The organism is Paenibacillus sp. FSL H8-0548 (assembly GCF_038630985.1).
Lineage (GTDB): Bacteria > Bacillota > Bacilli > Paenibacillales > Paenibacillaceae > Pristimantibacillus.
In genome coordinates, this window is record NZ_CP152049.1 from 3,683,437 (window position 1) to 3,698,618 (window position 15,182).

Sequence of the window (15,182 nt, forward strand, 5' to 3'; positions counted from 1 at the left end):
GTATATCCCACTCTTTATCATCATAAGCTGTATAGGTTAAGAAAGCTATGTTTAGAAGGATAGATGATGAGGAGTGGGAAAATGGAAAATCTACCTCAGAATGATAATGTCTATAATCAAATTCCACAGCCAATAAGAAGGAGTGACGGGGCAGGAGGTGTAGATCGCGGACCGCGTGATATTATGCGTGACAAAGAAAATGCTAATATGTTTGTACCGCCAATTACGGATGCGGGGTTGCTCCCCAATTTGAAATTTTCCTTCTCAGATACACATATGAAATTAAATCAAGGTGGCTGGTCACGCGAGATTACTGTCCGTGACCTGCCTATTGCAACTACTCTTGCTGGAGTCAATATGAGCCTAACGGCAGGCGGGGTTCGGGAGCTTCATTGGCATCAGCAGGCAGAATGGGCCTACATGCTGCTAGGCAAAGCCCGTATTACTTCCGTTGATCAAGCTGGACGCAATTTTATCGCTGACGTAAGCGAAGGTGATCTATGGTATTTCCCAGCGGGAATTCCTCATTCTATTCAGGGGCTGGAGGATGGATGTGAATTTTTGCTTGTCTTTGGTGACGGCAGCTTCTCCGATCTCAACACGTTATCGATCTCGGATTGGTTTGCGCATACTCCAAAGGAGGTACTCTCAGCCAGTTTTGGCGTACCTGAAGCTGCTTTTAGCGACATCCCATCTGATCAGGTTTATATCTTTCAGGATCAGGTGCCTGGTTCACTAGAGAGTCAGAAGGTTCAGTCACCCTATGGAACGGTCCCGCTCAGCTTTACGCATAGTCTGCTCTCGCAGCCGCCGCTTAAAACGCCCGGTGGAAATGTGCGAATTGTCGATTCCTCTAACTTTCCGATAGCGAAAACCGTTGCTGCCGCCTTAGTAGAGGTAGAGCCTGGAGGAATGAGGGAGCTGCACTGGCATCCGAACAATGATGAATGGCAATATTACCTTGCTGGGCAGGGACGAATGACTGTGTTTGCAGGAAACGGGATCGCTAGAACCTTTGATTATAGAGCAGGAGATGTAGGTTATGTCCCTTTTGCTTATGGACACTATATTCAAAATACTGGCGACCAATCGTTGTGGTTTTTGGAAATGTTCAAAAGTGATCGTTTTGTCGATGTATCCTTAAATCAGTGGATGGCCTTAACACCACGGGAATTAGTTAAGAAAAATTTGAATGCTTCGGACGAACTGCTGAATGTACTGCGAAAAGAGAAATGGCCTGTCGTCAAATACCCCGGCTACGCATACGAGCCCTAAAACAAAAGAAGAATTTCCAAATGGCTGCTTGCAGTCAAATGGAAATTCTTCTTTATTTATTGAAGATGTTTTCTTCCAACACATCATGTTTGTTTCCGAAAACTTTCACGATATGGCACTCTCCCCAAGCAGACAACGAGTCTAAAATGCTGCGCAAGCTCTGTCCATATTCACTGAGTTGATATTCCACCTTTGGGGGAACCTGATTGTAGACGATTCGATCAATAATACCGTCTTCTTCGAGCTCTCTCAGCTGCTGTGTCAGCATTTTTTGAGTGATCTCTGGTATGAGCCGCTTAAGCTCGCTCGTGCGCTTCAAGCCGTGCGTCAAATGACAAAGGATGATACATTTCCACTTCCCCCCAATGACCTCGAGAGTCGCTTCTACTGTCACATTATATTTCTTTTTGATCATCATATTTCTCCTCTATTTCAAATTACAGGTACTTTTTTGTACCTATAGTACTTTAAAGTACGTACTGTTCAATTCATTCAGCATAAACGATAATAACATTCATCGGCCGATCATAGCTACACAATATTGATTTATCTTTTTGGAACAGGGGGAAACATGATGACAAGAGAGAAGAGACGAAGTACATTAGCTCTGCTGGCGTTAGCGGTCAGTGCGTTTGCTATCGGGACTACGGAATTTATTAGCGTAGGACTGCTGCCGCTTATTTCGCAGGACTTGAATATATCGGTCACCACAGCAGGTTTGACCGTGACTTTATACGCGCTGGGCGTTACTTTCGGTGCACCGGTTCTAACATCCTTGACGACTAAAATACCGCGAAAAGCATTATTGCTCGGAATTATGGTCATATTTATACTCGGGAATACGCTGGCTGCGACCGCGTCATCCATTACGCTGCTGTTAGTCGCAAGAATCATCTCAGCCCTCTCGCATGGCGTATTCATGTCGATTGGTTCAACCATCGCAGCGGACGTCGTCTCGCCAGATCGTCGGGCCAGCGCAATCGCTATTATGTTTACCGGCTTAACGGTTGCTACGATTACCGGTGTTCCCATTGGGACATTTATCGGACAGCAGCTGGGATGGCGAGCGGCATTTATTGCCATAGTCATTGTTGGCGTTATTGCATTCATTTCCAATAGTATCCTTGTACCTTCAGATCTGCGCCAGGGAACGCCGACTACGCTGTCGCAGCAGTTTAAATTAATTACAAACCGAAGATTATTGCTGCTGTTTCTAATTACTGCCTTAGGTTACGGTGGAACCTTTACCGTCTTTACTTATTTAACCCCGTTTTTACAAGAAATAACCGGATTTCAGCAAAAACATGTAACCATTATTCTGCTTCTGTACGGTATTGCAATCGCAATAGGCAACGTAATCGGTGGCAAGCTTGCGAATCGCAAGCCGTTAATTGCTTTGTTTTATATGTTTATCGTACAAGCTTTTGTACTATTTCTATTAACCTTTACGGCTCCGTTTAAAATTGCGGCATTGATAACGATTGTACTTATGGGGTTGTTTCATTTTATGAATGTGGCAGGTCTTCAAGTTTATGTCGTAATGCTAGCCGAGCGATTCGTGCCTAGTGGGGTCGATGTTGCTTCTGCAATTAATATTGCAGCATTTAACGCTGGTATAGCGATTGGCGCTTATCTAGGAGGTGTCGTGACCGATTCGATGGGTCTGATTCATACGACTTGGTTTGGTGGAATAATGGTAGTTGCAGCTGTCGCATTGACAGGCGTAAGTTTAAAGCTTGAGCGTAAGGATACATTAAAAGGAACGATATTATAAACTTTGGGGGAATTGATATGTTGAATGAATTACAAACAACAACTACATTGCATAACGGGGTGAAAATGCCTTGGTTTGGTTTAGGTGTATTTAAAGTTGAAGAAGGCGCAGAGCTGGAAAATGCAGTAGCGACTGCCATTAAAAATGGCTATCGCAGTATCGATACAGCCGCTATTTATGGAAATGAAGCGGGAGTAGGACGAGGCATTGCTCAAGGCCTTCAGCAAGCTGGTATTGGCCGAGAGGAATTGTTTGTGACATCTAAAGTATGGAATGCCGATTTAGGCTATGAGTCAACGCTTGCTGCCTATGAAGCGAGTCTTAATAAGCTTGGCCTTAAGGAGCTTGATCTATATCTCATTCATTGGCCTGTTGAAGGGAAAATAGAGGAAGCTTGGCGAGCATTGGAGACGTTATACAAGGAAGGAAGAGTACGGGCGATAGGCGTAAGCAATTTTCAAATTCATCATATTGAGAAATTAATGAAGGTCGCAACCATTAAACCAATGGTTAATCAGGTGGAGTATCACCCTCGCTTAACACAGGAGGAGCTGCGCAGCTACTGCGCGCAAAACGGCATTCAATTCGAAGCTTGGTCTCCGCTCATGCAGGGGCAGCTGTTCGACAATCCTCTTCTGAAGGAGCTTGCAGCTAGCTACAATAAATCAGTTGCTCAAATCATTCTTAGATGGGATTTGCAAAATGGAGTCGTTACGATTCCAAAATCAACGAAGGAAGATAGAATTATCGCGAATGCGGATGTGTTTAATTTTGAGCTATCGGAAGAAGATATGGCTCGGATTAGCGGACTAAATGAAAATTTACGCGTAGGTCCTGATCCCGATAACTTTGATTTTTAAATTTAAGATTGTTATTAAGAAAGACAAAGAATGATCCATTCTTTGTCTTTCTTTGTGCATGGATAACCTATAGAATTAACTTATTCCGTGCAGTTGCTTCTGTGGTAAAATATGTATACGTTGAGTTAGCTTCAAAACTTGGATAGGCGGAGGTCATGATATGGAGAATGAAACGAAAAACCTACATGAAACGTTGTCATCAAGAGCAGAAGTGACTCCAGCTAGTCCCATTAACCCATTGTTCGAGGATGCACAACGAATTGAAGGCGGAGGCACCCCGAAAAAGATAGTTTGGAATACGCTGCCGACCGGCATAAGAGTGATTGGTTATATTATAACCGCACTTGTCATAGGAATGCTCCTATTTGCTTTAAGCACAAATTATTTATGATATCGACACTTCAATTTCATTAGGAGATATTTTTATATGCTGAAATATAATATTTGTTTTGTTAAGCGTGGGAATGAAATATTGCTGCTCAATCGCGAAAGATCAAGCTGGATGGGCTGCTGGAATGGAATTGGCGGCAAGCTTGACTCTCAGGAGACGCCACGCGAAGCGATGATACGAGAAATGGTCGAAGAAACAGGAATTGAAGAATACGATTTGCACTTTAAAGGGCTAGTGACTTGGAGCGGCGATGATTTTGATTTTGGCGGGATGTACGCTTATGTTGCAGAGGTTCCTGAAAATATTGAATATGCAACACCAAAGAAAATGGATGAGGGTATTTTGGATTGGAAGAAATTAGAGTGGATTATGGACAGCAATAATGTCGGGATCGTATCCAACATTCGGTTGACATTACCCTATATGCTTAAAGAAAAGGGCTGTTATGATCATCATTGCAGGTATGAGAATGGTGTTTTAATGGAAGTGCTGCATAAGGAAATATCCGTGGATTTAGAAATGATTTCTGAACGCAGAGAACAATATTTGAGAAGCTATACTGTTAAGCAAGAAGTGTCGAGCAAATTGAAATAATAATGATTAATGGTTGATTTATGTGCATCATATAGGTTATTTTGCTTATAAGGATATTCATACATAGAACATACAGAATAGAGGAAAACAGTTGAAGTTTAGACCTTGTATCGATTTGCATGATGGAAAAGTAAAGCAAATTGTTGGAGAAACGCTCAATACTGAGATCATAGAAAATTTTGTATCCAAGCAAGATTCTGCTTATTATGCGGAGCTATTTAAGAAGGATGCGCTCACTGGCGGACATGTGATTATGCTCGGTGGCGGCAATGAAGCAGCAGCTGTTAGCGCACTTCAGCAATATCCAGGCGGCTTGCAAATTGGCGGTGGCATTACCGCGGACAACGCATCCTTTTATTTGGATAAAGGTGCGTCGCATATTATTGTGACCTCCTATATTTTCAAGGATGGACAGCTGAATAAAGAGCATCTTGCGAACATCGTTTCCGTAGTGGGGAAGGATCGCCTTGTTATCGATCTGAGCTGCAAGGAAAAGGACGGCAAATGGTTTGTCGTAACGAATCAATGGAAGCAATTTAGTGATTTTGAAGTAAATAAGGAAAATATAGCGTTTTTGGAGCAGTATTGTGATGAATTTCTAGTTCACGCCGTGGATGTAGAAGGTAAGCAGCGCGGAATTCAGCAAAGTCTCGTAAGCGCACTCGCAGATTGGGTGAGTATTCCGACTACTTATGCTGGCGGAGCAAGGTCGCTTGCGGATATGGATCAATTTAGAGAGCTATCAGGCGGGAAGCTAGATATTACGATCGGCAGCGCGCTTGATATTTTTGGCGGCAATTTATCTTATGAAGAAGTCGTTGCGTATAGTAAGTCAGAATAGATGCGGTTCCAGTTTAGGGAATTAATAAGGATTAGGATGGTTAGAGCTAGCTGACGATGTGTTGGCTAGTTTTTGTTCATTTTATTGTGGATGAAGTGAGCATGATTTGGCAAGAGAGGGAGCATGAGTGATGAGACCGGATCATTATAAGTTAATGTATGAGTTCGTGATGTGGGCAGGCGGACAATCGCATATTGCGGGGATAGCTTTAGTAGGCCCATGTGCAGATGATGAGAACGAAGAAGAAACTGATCTAAGCCTGCTGCTTATTTCAGATAAGAAAGCGAAAACCGTGGAGGCTATTCTCCATCAATTTCAATTCGAAGCGATAGATGAATTAACGAAAGAGGAGCGGGGGCCGCTTACCTCTTTAAGAATAAGTTATGCGAGCGGGATAGATATGGAGCTGGGAGTGGCTGAGGAAGCTTGGCTGCATGCACCGTTAGAGCAAGCTGCAGAGTTTGCGTTCATTCAGGGCTTTAAGGTTCTTTTGGAGCAGGAAGCACTCTTTGAACCAATTACTAGCTATATTGAAACACATTCCTTTGGCTAGCATATGACTTGATGCTAATAAAGGAGACATGAATATATTAGTTGTCTAATCATGGAAGTGAAGTGGAGGGAACGGCATTGAAGGATATCAGAGCGATTATTTTTGATCTGGATAATACGATATTAGACCGCACTAGCTTATTTCAGTCGTTTGCTGCTTTGCTGCTGAAACATTATTTTGATCATGAAGAAAATCATCGACCCTTGCTTGAGCTTATCCTTGAGCTCGATCAGGATGGTTATAAGGAAAAGCGGGAGTTATTTCGTGAACTCCTCGATCAGCTGCCATGGCGAACTAAGCCAGAGCATAACGACCTTATGGATTATTACAATGAGCATTATGTGAAGAGCGCAGTTCTCATGAAAAACGCACAAGAGGTTCTTCGACATACCAAAAGTAAATACAAAACCGCATTAATTACGAATGGCAGAAATGCAATTCAGTATGGCAAAATAGATCAATTGGGGTTAAGAGGAAGTTTTGATTTTATTATTGTTTCAGAGGAGGCAGGCTGCAAGAAGCCTGATCGCCGTATTTTTGAAGCTGCTTGTAATGCTCTGCAACTGGGACCGGATCAATGTATTTATATTGGTGATCATCCGTTAAATGATATCGAGGGAGCTCACCTAGCAGGATTATCTACAATATGGATAAAGGTAAATCAGCCTTGGCGTGAAGGGCTGGTAGCTAAGCCGCTCTATACGATCCGAAGATTCGATGAGCTGCTTAGTTTACTTTGAGAGGAGGAAGCTATGAGGGTTACTCTACATCCACAAGACTTAAACAGTGAGCTGTTATCCTGGTTATGTGTGAAGCCTATTCTCGAAAGCGTCCGTGGGAAGGATTCTACGATTAAAGCAGACGCATACAACCGTTTAAATGAAGGGCAAAGAGCGCTGTATATCTTCTATGCATTCCATAATCATTCAAAATCATCGATACTAGAATTTTATTGGTTTTCTTCTTATTTTATAAGTGACCTTAAAGGCTGGCCCACGTTGACAAATGGACTTTTGTTTTACGGTGAAGAGTCGCTAGTTCAGATTTGCCATGACATGAAAGAGCTAGTGGAATTCGTTAATTTACAGTCAGATGGCTCATGGCGTCAAGCAATGGCTTCTGATTTGGATGAAAATCCCGAGCTGCTTGCTCGTGTAACCGCATTGTTTGATCTTTATCTGCCTACAGCAGAGCAATGCATTAGCCATATGAATCAATATATACGAAGCAATTGTGAGGAATTTTACATATTAGAAAATTAAAAACTAGAAAGGATAAGTGAATGCAGATGATTCATTATCAAAATAATAAAGAGCTCTCGGCAGAAGACCTGTCCAAGGTATTCGAAGCGTCAGGCATTAAACGCCCCTTTCAAGATCTAGAGCGACTGCAAAAAATGATCGATCATGCTGATATCATCATAAGCGCTTGGGATGAAGATAAATTAGTAGGTATAGCGCGCGCCATCACGGACTATGTTTATTGTTGTTATCTTTCAGACTTGGCTGTTGACGATAAATACCAGAAGCTTGGGATCGGAAAAAAGTTAGTTGAGCTGCTGCGTGAATCGCTTGGTCCTGAGGTCTCGCTAGTTCTGCTTTCCGCTCCTGCTGCGTTGGATTATTATCCGCGAATTGGCTTTACACAAACGGATAGAGGTTTCGTAATTGCAAGAGAAAGATAGATATTGACAAATGACAGCGCTTCCCCTATAAAGATGAGTCAAAAGGTAGGAAATACGGTTGACAATGAAAATGATAATTGTTATCATTAGTTGACTTTCGAGGTGGATCCTATTCACTTCATACCAATATACCGTCCTACAGGGGGAAATACTGTGAATAATCGTAACAACAAGAAGTTTGTATTCGTATTAATTAGTTTGATGGTCATGTCGCTATGGCTTGCAGCTTGCGGAAGCAATGGAAGCAGTAACGCAAATAACGCGTCAAATAATTCCGCAGCAACAGATGCAGCAACGAATGCGCCTACGGCTACTGAAGCGCCTACAGAGAGAACGCTAACAGATGCGCTTGGTAATGAAGTAACTATTCCTGCAGATCCACAACGTATCATCGGTTCATACTTAGAGGATCATTTAGTTGCTTTGGGAATTAAACCAGTAGCACAATGGTCTGTTCCTAACGGAATTCAAGATTATTTGAGCGAAGCATTAGAAGGTGTACCTACGATTGCTTATGATCTTCCTTTTGAAGCAGTAACAAGCTTTGAACCAGACCTTATTCTAATGGCTTATGATAGCAACGTGGAAGGCGATAAATTCACACAGTATTCAAAAATCGCTCCTACATTTACAATCGGTGATACATTGGTTGCTGACTGGCGTGCTACCTTGCTAAAAGTCGGTGAGGTTCTAGGCAAGAGCGAAGAAGCTCAAAAAGCATTAGACGATTATGATGTAAAAGCAAAAGAAGCTAAGGAAAAACTACAAGCTGTAGCAGCTGGAGAATCAGCGGCCGCGCTTTGGTTCGTACAAGACAACTTCTACATCGTAAGTGAGAAGCTGTCAAGCGGCGACCTACTTTACAATCAGCTTGGCTTAACGGTTCCTGAAGTGGTGAAAGAGATTTCTGCTGCAGGTACTGGCAACTGGAATGCTATCCCGCTTGAAAAGCTTGCAGAGCTTGATGCCGATCATCTCTTCCTCATTAACAGCGGCACAGACACAGATTCGGGTGCACTCAGCGATCCAATCTGGAAAAACATTCCTGCTGTTAAAAACGGCAATCTTTACGAATATCCAAGCACATCAAGCTGGTTGTATGCTGGTACCATTGCTTACTCGCAAGTCATCGATGATGTTCTTGAAAGCATTGTAAAATAGGAATAACAACAACTAATAAGGACTGCACTTACAAGCGATTATCGCTGTAGGGGCAGTCCTTTTTGTTTAAGCAGTATTCCAAAGCAGGCTGAAATCAATGTATAATCATGGAAGACAACAGCTTGAAGGGTGGATAAGAGATGACTTTCCAAATGAAACGAATAACTCCAATTCTTCGTATTTTTGATGAAGAAAAGACGCGACAATTTTATTTTGACTTTTTGGCATTCAAATGTGACTGGGAGCATCGTTACGAGTCCGATATGCCGCTGTATATGCAAATTTCCAATGGTGATTGCATCCTTCACTTGTCCGAGCATTACGGGGATTGTACGCCAGGCTCAGCGATTCGTATTGAGGTGGAAGATGCTAAAGCACTGCAGCAGCATCTATTAAGCAAAACCTATACGTACGCTAGACCTGGCTTTGATGTGGAAGGAAATCAAGTAAGCATCACAGATCCATTTGGCAATCGTCTTCACTTCTATTCTGCGAAATAATCAACTTATATCAATCGTAAATGGGAGGCAAGCAACTTGGATCAAATGATTATAGATAGGGCTAGAGAGGTAGCTATTGCTGCCGCATATGAAGCGGGACGCCTTACACGCGAGAGATTTGGAACACTTGATCACTATGAAGAAAAGGATGACCATGGAGATATCGTAACCGAGGTTGATTACTTGGCTGAGAGCATCATTTTAAGCAAGATCCTATTCTCGCTGTCATCTATGAGCCAATGACTGATCGACTATATGCAGCAACCGCGGGTGAGGGCATTACATGCAACTCGCTTCCACTTAGAACTTTAGAAGCAAAACCTTTCAGTAAAGCTAGAGTTGGCTGGATTCAAGGGCATGCTGTGCAAAATGAACAAAGAGCAGTTAGGCTCAGACATTACATCGATGTTAATACGAAACGAATGAGGCGGCTTTGGGCGCCAACGCTGCAATGGACGATGTTAGCCAGAGGAGATTTGGACGCAATCATTGTATATAACTCGGAAGGCGAGGATTTATATTCCGGCATATTAATGGTGAAAGAAGCGGGAGGCAGTATTATCGACTACGAGGGTCATCCATTCAGCGGAATGAATAAACAGCCTTATTTCATTGCTTGCCGCCTTGAGCATCAGAATTATTTTATGAACATGATTAAAAATGGCTTGGCATAACGTGCGAACGAGAGAGTGGTGATATATGGACGTTACAGGATGCTTTTTGAATAAAAGGCACAAAATAAAGAATGAAGTAGAAGAGAAACGTTTGCTCAATAAGGAGAAACATCATGATAGAAGCATTCATAGGTAGTTTTATTTCGGCCATGGCAACGGTGCTCGGTGCAATACCGCTGCTCTTTGTTAAGAGCCTATCGGAGAAATGGAAGGACATATTGATTGCGTTTACCGCTGGAATTATGGTATCAGCCTCTACCTTTGGCCTGCTGCCGCAAGCACTAAATGAATCTGGTCTAATTCCGTTAACTTTAGGACTGCTGATAGGTGTCATCGCACTTGATTTGATTGAAAAAAATCTTCCCCATATCGACATTGAGCAAAAAAGAGGAGTCAGCTCCTTTGACAGCAAATCATTGCTCGTTATTTTTGCTTTATTCATTCATAACATCCCTGAGGGGCTGAGTACCGGTTTTAGTTATGCGAGTACAAACGGTGGCTTAGGACCGATGGTTGCCATCGCAATAGGTGCGCAAAACATGCCTGAGGGTCTCGTGCTTGCGATATTTCTCATCCATTCCAAGGTAAGCAAGCTTAAGCTGATGCTAATTGTAACTTTAACCGGGCTGATGGAGGTTGTTTCCGCGATCGTGGGTTATTTTGCAGCAAGCTATGTTGAAGGGCTAATTGGGTATGGACTCGCATTTGCCTCAGGTGCAATGCTATTTATCGTATACAAGGAGCTTATACCTGAGACTCATGGGCATGGTTTTGAACGATCAGCAACGTATTCTTTCATCATAGGTTTGCTTGTCATGATTTATATAAGTTATTTCTTTGGTTAATACTGATCAAATAACGGTGAGTTTTCAATGTACGATATCAAGGAGGTTGATCAGGAGAAGGCGATTGCACAGTTATGTAAGAAATTGAAGCAGAATAGACGATTTTTATCTGAAAAATGGTGGAAACCACGGTAGGGGAACAAATGTTCTTATTCATATCACCTTCCATTTGTAGGCGTTTCTGGATTTGATAACAGTCCACATTCTCGAAAAGCATAATGCTTGCATCCGATACAACGATTCGTGTCCAATTGAGTAATGGCATAATCAATCGCTTCACCTGTATGCTCGAAAAAATGATTTTCGCCAATAAGTGGGTAAAGTCCTGTGCGTTTTAGTACATCTTTAGGCTGATTTTTAATGCCTGAGATAATCACCTGTCCAGAAAATGTTCGGAAATGCATCACCAGACTAGCTATATTTGCTTCACCCGTCGTATCCATAAAAGGGACCTTTCCCATGCGTAAAAGCAATACCTTTGGTCGAAGATTTATCGTAGGCATTAAGGCTTTTCCGAAAATATCAGCTGCCCCAAAGAAAAGGGCGCCTTCAATGGTATAAATAGTGATTTGTGGACAGTCATGATCTTCTCTAACCATATGAGGGCGAAGCTTCTCATGCTTGACGGTTGGATCCGGTAGTACCTTAACCACAGTAAGCATTTCACTCATCCGTTTTACAAACAAGATCACAGCGAGTATAAGTCCCACCTCAACAGCAATTGTTAATGTAGTGAAAACCGTCAATACGAATGTAAGGATAAGGACTATGGAATCCGTTGTTTTAGTTTTAAGAATATGAACGAATTCTTTCCGCTCACTCATATTCCAAGCTACAAGCATTAAAATCGGAGCGATGCTTGCAAGCGGAATATGGGATGCATAGGGCGCAAAGACAAGCAGTACAATAAGCACAACCACCCCATGTATAATGCCGGAAAAAGGGGATACAGCTCCATTTTTAATATTGGTGGCTGTTCTAGCTATCGCACCTGTAGCAGGAATACCGCCAAATAAAGGCGTGATCATATTTGCAATGCCTTGGCCAATCAGCTCGCGATTGCTATTATGACGGGTTTGGGTCATTCCATCTGCAACAACAGCGGATAAAAGCGATTCAATGCTTCCGAGCATCGCGATAACAAAGGCAGGGCCAAGTAAGATCTCAATTCGCTCCCATGTTATATCTAATAAACGAAATGCTGGTAATTGACTAGATATCGTACCGAATGATGAGCCAATTGTAGCAACCTCTCCTTTAAAGTATACAAAGGCTATTACGCTTGAAATAAGGATCCCTACCAGAGAAGCTGGGATCTTCGAGAAATATCGAGGGGTTAGGAATAGACACGTTAAACAAATGAACGAGATGACTACACTATATAGATGAATGGTCGAGAGGTGGAGAAACATTTCTTTCATATTATCTAGAAACATTTCATGTTTCTGCATCTCTTGCAAGCCTAAAAAGTTGCCAATTTGTCCACTGAAAATAATGATCGCAATTCCAGATGTAAATCCGATCGTAACAGGTCGAGGAATAAACTTGATTAAGGCACCAAGCTTAAATAAGCCTAATAACAGAAGTATAATACCTGCCATAAAACCAGCAATCAGTAAGTTTTCATAACCATATTTCATGACAATGGCAAAGAGGATTGGAATAAAGGCTCCCGTAGGACCTGCAATTTGAAACTTGGACCCTCCAAATAAAGAAACCAGAATACCAGCTACGATCGTTGTATAGATGCCATATTCCGGTTTCACTCCAGCAGCAATGGCAAAAGCCATCCCAAGTGGAATGGCGATAATACCTACAATTAAGCCAGAAACTAAATCCTTACGAAATGCGGCTACAGAATATCCATAGTACCTTCCAGTCCATTTCACAGTATCTAACCTTCTTTTCTGGTATTTTCCTTATTCATTCCGCATGGTTTCCAATAAAGATATCGTATCGACGAGATGATTATCAAAAATAGCTTTAGCAACCACCAATAGATCTTTTATTAAAGGATCGCGAAGTGAGTAAATTACAGATGTTCCATCTTTAATGCCATATACCACGTTCTTGCTTCGTAATATAGCTAGCTGCTGAGATACCGTAGAACCTTCAGAGCCTAGAATGGTTTGCAATTCATTAACATTTTTATTGCCTTCACTTAGCAGCTCCAAAATCCGAATTCGCATAGGATGTGCGAGTGCTTTGAAGAATTCCGTTTTAAAGTGTAAAATTTCTCGGTTCATTATCTGTACTCCTTAATATATGAATATTCAAATATATGATTATAATAACATAATGGAGACCATAAATGATATCATTATTAATGAATCAAGTTTGTATAAAATGCGGCGTTATTTTGGAAAAGTGCTTAAAACAGGATACAGGAACATGTGTTCGCACGCAAAGACAGCCCTTATAGTAAGGGCTGTCTTTGCGTGCTTATTAACAGTTTTTACTTTTGTTTTGATTTGCTTTTTTTGGAATGTTCTCATCATCTCTGCTTTGCTTATCTCCAAATTGATCGAGACGTGAAGGGCTAGCTGCTGGTCCATCGTTATCTGGCTTATTGTTTCTACCTGTCATTTGTATCACCTCCAGCCATTATAGATTGAGCAGTATGCTCCAATTTCATACTCGTGATCTAAAAGCATAGCAAAATCAACCTCTTGAAATGGTATTTACGCTGCACTATAATATGTAGTGGAAGGGGAAAGCGATGGATATCAAAAACTTTAAATACGACGAGGTTGGACTGAATCGTTTTTTTGGTTCACTTGAGGCGAAAATAATGGATATCCTCTGGGATGCAGAGGAGCTTAGCATTAAAGATGTACAGGCCCGATTAGAGAAAGATAAAGCTGTCAATTTCAATACGGTAATGACTGTGATGAACCGTTTATTGGACAAAGGCATTTTACAAAAAAGATTAAAAGGAAGACTATCGCTGTATCGGCCAATCGAAACGAGGGAGGTTTTCATTGAGCAGCAATCCAAACGGTTGACTAAAAATCTGTTGGATGAGTTTGGTGGCGTAGTCATTAATCACATGATTGATGCGCTTAAGGATGTGGACCAATCCCTTTTAGATAGGCTGGAACACAAACTTCAGCAGCTCAAGAAGGACAAGCTCTCATGAGATGGCAAAAAAAATCGACCACCGTCCTTGTCATCAGCTTATTTATCGCGGTTTTGGTATGGAGTCAAATGGGGATGTATTTAGCTCATCTCATATTTGGCGTAGATGTAAAGGTGAACTTTTTTAGATTCTGTGTCAGCTTATTTAAAGAAAATACGGTTTATTATTTTTTAGTAATCACGTTCCTGAACGTTGTAATCGCTTATGCTATTTTAATTACGCTGATGAAGGTAACCCAGCAATACATTTTATCCAGACGGTTTAAAACAAAGCTTATGTCGCTCAGAAATATTAGTTTAACTGCACATGTCATTAAGGAGTATCAGCCGTTAAACCAAAATATTATTGTTATTGACCATGAGCATGCCATAGCCTTTACAGTTGGTTTTCGGCGACCGTTAGTGGTTCTCTCAAGCGGACTAACAGAAATACTTGATCATCAGGAGCTCGAAGCTGTAATTGAACATGAGTCCTTCCATCAACGGCAATTCGATGCTCTCAAAATATTTTTATTGCAGATTATTTCACAATCGCTTTGGTTTATTCCTTTAACAAAATGGAGCTATCAAAACTATAAGCTGATCAGTGAACTGCTTGCCGATGAATATGCCATTAAAGAAACGGGCTCGGAGCTAGGTTTGGGAAGCGCACTTCTGAAATTAATCAAAAAAGGCTTTAGCGATAATCCTACACCGGTATTGGTTTATTTTTCCGATGGTGTCGTGAACTATAGATTACAGCAGCTTATTGATCCTACTCAGATGATACCTGTGCGTCTAAGCATTATGACTATCGTGATTTCTATTCATTTCCTGCTTCTATTTATGGGCATGGTTTTATTAGCTGTCACTTAGTCTTTTTTCGAATATTAACACTACATAACGTAGTGCA

At 41.6% G+C, this 15,182-nt stretch carries 21 protein-coding genes; 17 read left to right on the top strand and 4 right to left on the bottom strand.

Going from position 1 to position 15,182, the window contains the following annotated elements:
* Positions 1-81: 81 nt before the first annotated feature.
* Positions 82-1,275 carry an oxalate decarboxylase family bicupin gene (locus MHI37_RS15595; RefSeq protein ID WP_076339736.1) on the top strand — a complete coding sequence of 398 codons (1,194 nt, stop codon included), beginning with the start codon at positions 82-84 and terminating at the stop codon, positions 1,273-1,275.
* A gap of 52 nt (positions 1,276-1,327) precedes the next feature.
* On the opposite strand, the gene MHI37_RS15600 is transcribed toward MHI37_RS15595, so the two are convergent.
* Complete coding sequence (locus MHI37_RS15600) at positions 1,328-1,690, bottom strand: helix-turn-helix domain-containing protein (protein ID WP_076339737.1); 363 nt, start codon at positions 1,688-1,690, stop codon at positions 1,328-1,330.
* A gap of 159 nt (positions 1,691-1,849) precedes the next feature.
* Between MHI37_RS15600 and MHI37_RS15605 the strand changes: the two genes are divergently transcribed.
* From MHI37_RS15605 to MHI37_RS15670, 14 genes are all read left to right on the top strand, one after another.
* Positions 1,850-3,049 carry an MFS transporter gene (locus tag MHI37_RS15605; RefSeq protein WP_076339738.1) on the top strand — a complete coding sequence of 400 codons (1,200 nt, stop codon included), beginning with the start codon at positions 1,850-1,852 and terminating at the stop codon, positions 3,047-3,049.
* Between the two features lie 17 nt (positions 3,050-3,066).
* Positions 3,067-3,909, top strand: coding sequence for an aldo/keto reductase (locus MHI37_RS15610; protein ID WP_076339739.1), 843 nt, complete (start codon positions 3,067-3,069; stop codon positions 3,907-3,909).
* 160 nt (positions 3,910-4,069) lie between these two features.
* Complete coding sequence (locus MHI37_RS15615) at positions 4,070-4,300, top strand: hypothetical protein (RefSeq protein WP_076339740.1); 231 nt, start codon at positions 4,070-4,072, stop codon at positions 4,298-4,300.
* Positions 4,301-4,336: 36 nt separating this feature from the next.
* The gene (locus MHI37_RS15620; RefSeq protein WP_076339741.1) at positions 4,337-4,894 is read left to right on the top strand and encodes an 8-oxo-dGTP diphosphatase; all 558 of its coding nucleotides are present in this window, start codon (positions 4,337-4,339) and stop codon (positions 4,892-4,894) included.
* Between the two features lie 91 nt (positions 4,895-4,985).
* Entirely contained in the window at positions 4,986-5,735 is a 750-nt protein-coding gene (gene hisA / locus MHI37_RS15625; protein WP_076339742.1) for a phosphoribosylformimino-5-aminoimidazole carboxamide ribotide isomerase, read from the top strand.
* A gap of 130 nt (positions 5,736-5,865) precedes the next feature.
* Positions 5,866-6,288 carry a hypothetical protein gene (locus MHI37_RS15630; RefSeq protein ID WP_076339743.1) on the top strand — a complete coding sequence of 141 codons (423 nt, stop codon included), beginning with the start codon at positions 5,866-5,868 and terminating at the stop codon, positions 6,286-6,288.
* Between the two features lie 77 nt (positions 6,289-6,365).
* Positions 6,366-7,028 (top strand): HAD family hydrolase, encoded by a 663-nt coding sequence (locus tag MHI37_RS15635; RefSeq protein ID WP_076339744.1) that lies wholly within the window; start codon positions 6,366-6,368, stop codon positions 7,026-7,028.
* Between the two features lie 12 nt (positions 7,029-7,040).
* On the top strand, positions 7,041-7,550 hold the full coding sequence (locus tag MHI37_RS15640; RefSeq protein WP_076339745.1) for a hypothetical protein: 510 nt from the start codon (positions 7,041-7,043) through the stop codon (positions 7,548-7,550).
* Positions 7,551-7,576: 26 nt separating this feature from the next.
* Positions 7,577-7,972, top strand: a complete 396-nt coding sequence (locus MHI37_RS15645; protein ID WP_076339760.1) for a GNAT family N-acetyltransferase — start codon at positions 7,577-7,579, stop codon at positions 7,970-7,972.
* Between the two features lie 201 nt (positions 7,973-8,173).
* Positions 8,174-9,133, top strand: a complete 960-nt coding sequence (locus MHI37_RS15650) for an ABC transporter substrate-binding protein (protein WP_076339761.1) — start codon at positions 8,174-8,176, stop codon at positions 9,131-9,133.
* A 140-nt stretch (positions 9,134-9,273) separates the two neighbouring features.
* Positions 9,274-9,633, top strand: a complete 360-nt coding sequence (locus tag MHI37_RS15655) for a glyoxalase superfamily protein (RefSeq protein WP_076339746.1) — start codon at positions 9,274-9,276, stop codon at positions 9,631-9,633.
* Positions 9,634-9,669: 36 nt separating this feature from the next.
* Positions 9,670-9,876, top strand: a complete 207-nt coding sequence (locus MHI37_RS15660; protein WP_256710713.1) for a hypothetical protein — start codon at positions 9,670-9,672, stop codon at positions 9,874-9,876.
* A complete protein-coding gene (locus tag MHI37_RS15665) occupies positions 9,873-10,307 on the top strand; it encodes an inositol monophosphatase family protein (protein ID WP_256710714.1) in 435 nt (144 codons plus the stop codon). The genes MHI37_RS15660 and MHI37_RS15665 overlap by 4 nt, the downstream gene beginning before the upstream one ends.
* 113 nt (positions 10,308-10,420) lie before the next feature.
* Positions 10,421-11,152, top strand: coding sequence for a ZIP family metal transporter (locus tag MHI37_RS15670; protein ID WP_076339747.1), 732 nt, complete (start codon positions 10,421-10,423; stop codon positions 11,150-11,152).
* A 158-nt stretch (positions 11,153-11,310) separates the two neighbouring features.
* On the opposite strand, the gene sulP is transcribed toward MHI37_RS15670, so the two are convergent.
* The 3 genes from sulP to MHI37_RS15685 form a co-directional block, all read right to left on the bottom strand.
* A complete protein-coding gene (gene sulP, locus MHI37_RS15675; RefSeq protein WP_076339748.1) occupies positions 11,311-13,041 on the bottom strand; it encodes a sulfate permease in 1,731 nt (576 codons plus the stop codon).
* Between the two features lie 30 nt (positions 13,042-13,071).
* Complete coding sequence (locus MHI37_RS15680; protein ID WP_076339749.1) at positions 13,072-13,398, bottom strand: metalloregulator ArsR/SmtB family transcription factor; 327 nt, start codon at positions 13,396-13,398, stop codon at positions 13,072-13,074.
* Between the two features lie 199 nt (positions 13,399-13,597).
* A complete protein-coding gene (locus tag MHI37_RS15685) occupies positions 13,598-13,738 on the bottom strand; it encodes a hypothetical protein (RefSeq protein ID WP_179090331.1) in 141 nt (46 codons plus the stop codon).
* Between the two features lie 133 nt (positions 13,739-13,871).
* Here MHI37_RS15685 and MHI37_RS15690 point away from each other — a divergent pair, with 133 nt between their 5' ends.
* Entirely contained in the window at positions 13,872-14,291 is a 420-nt protein-coding gene (locus tag MHI37_RS15690; RefSeq protein ID WP_076339750.1) for a BlaI/MecI/CopY family transcriptional regulator, read from the top strand.
* Positions 14,288-15,145, top strand: a complete 858-nt coding sequence (locus tag MHI37_RS15695) for a M56 family metallopeptidase (protein WP_076339751.1) — start codon at positions 14,288-14,290, stop codon at positions 15,143-15,145. Before MHI37_RS15690 ends, MHI37_RS15695 begins: the two co-directional genes overlap by 4 nt.
* Positions 15,146-15,182 lie beyond the last annotated feature (37 nt).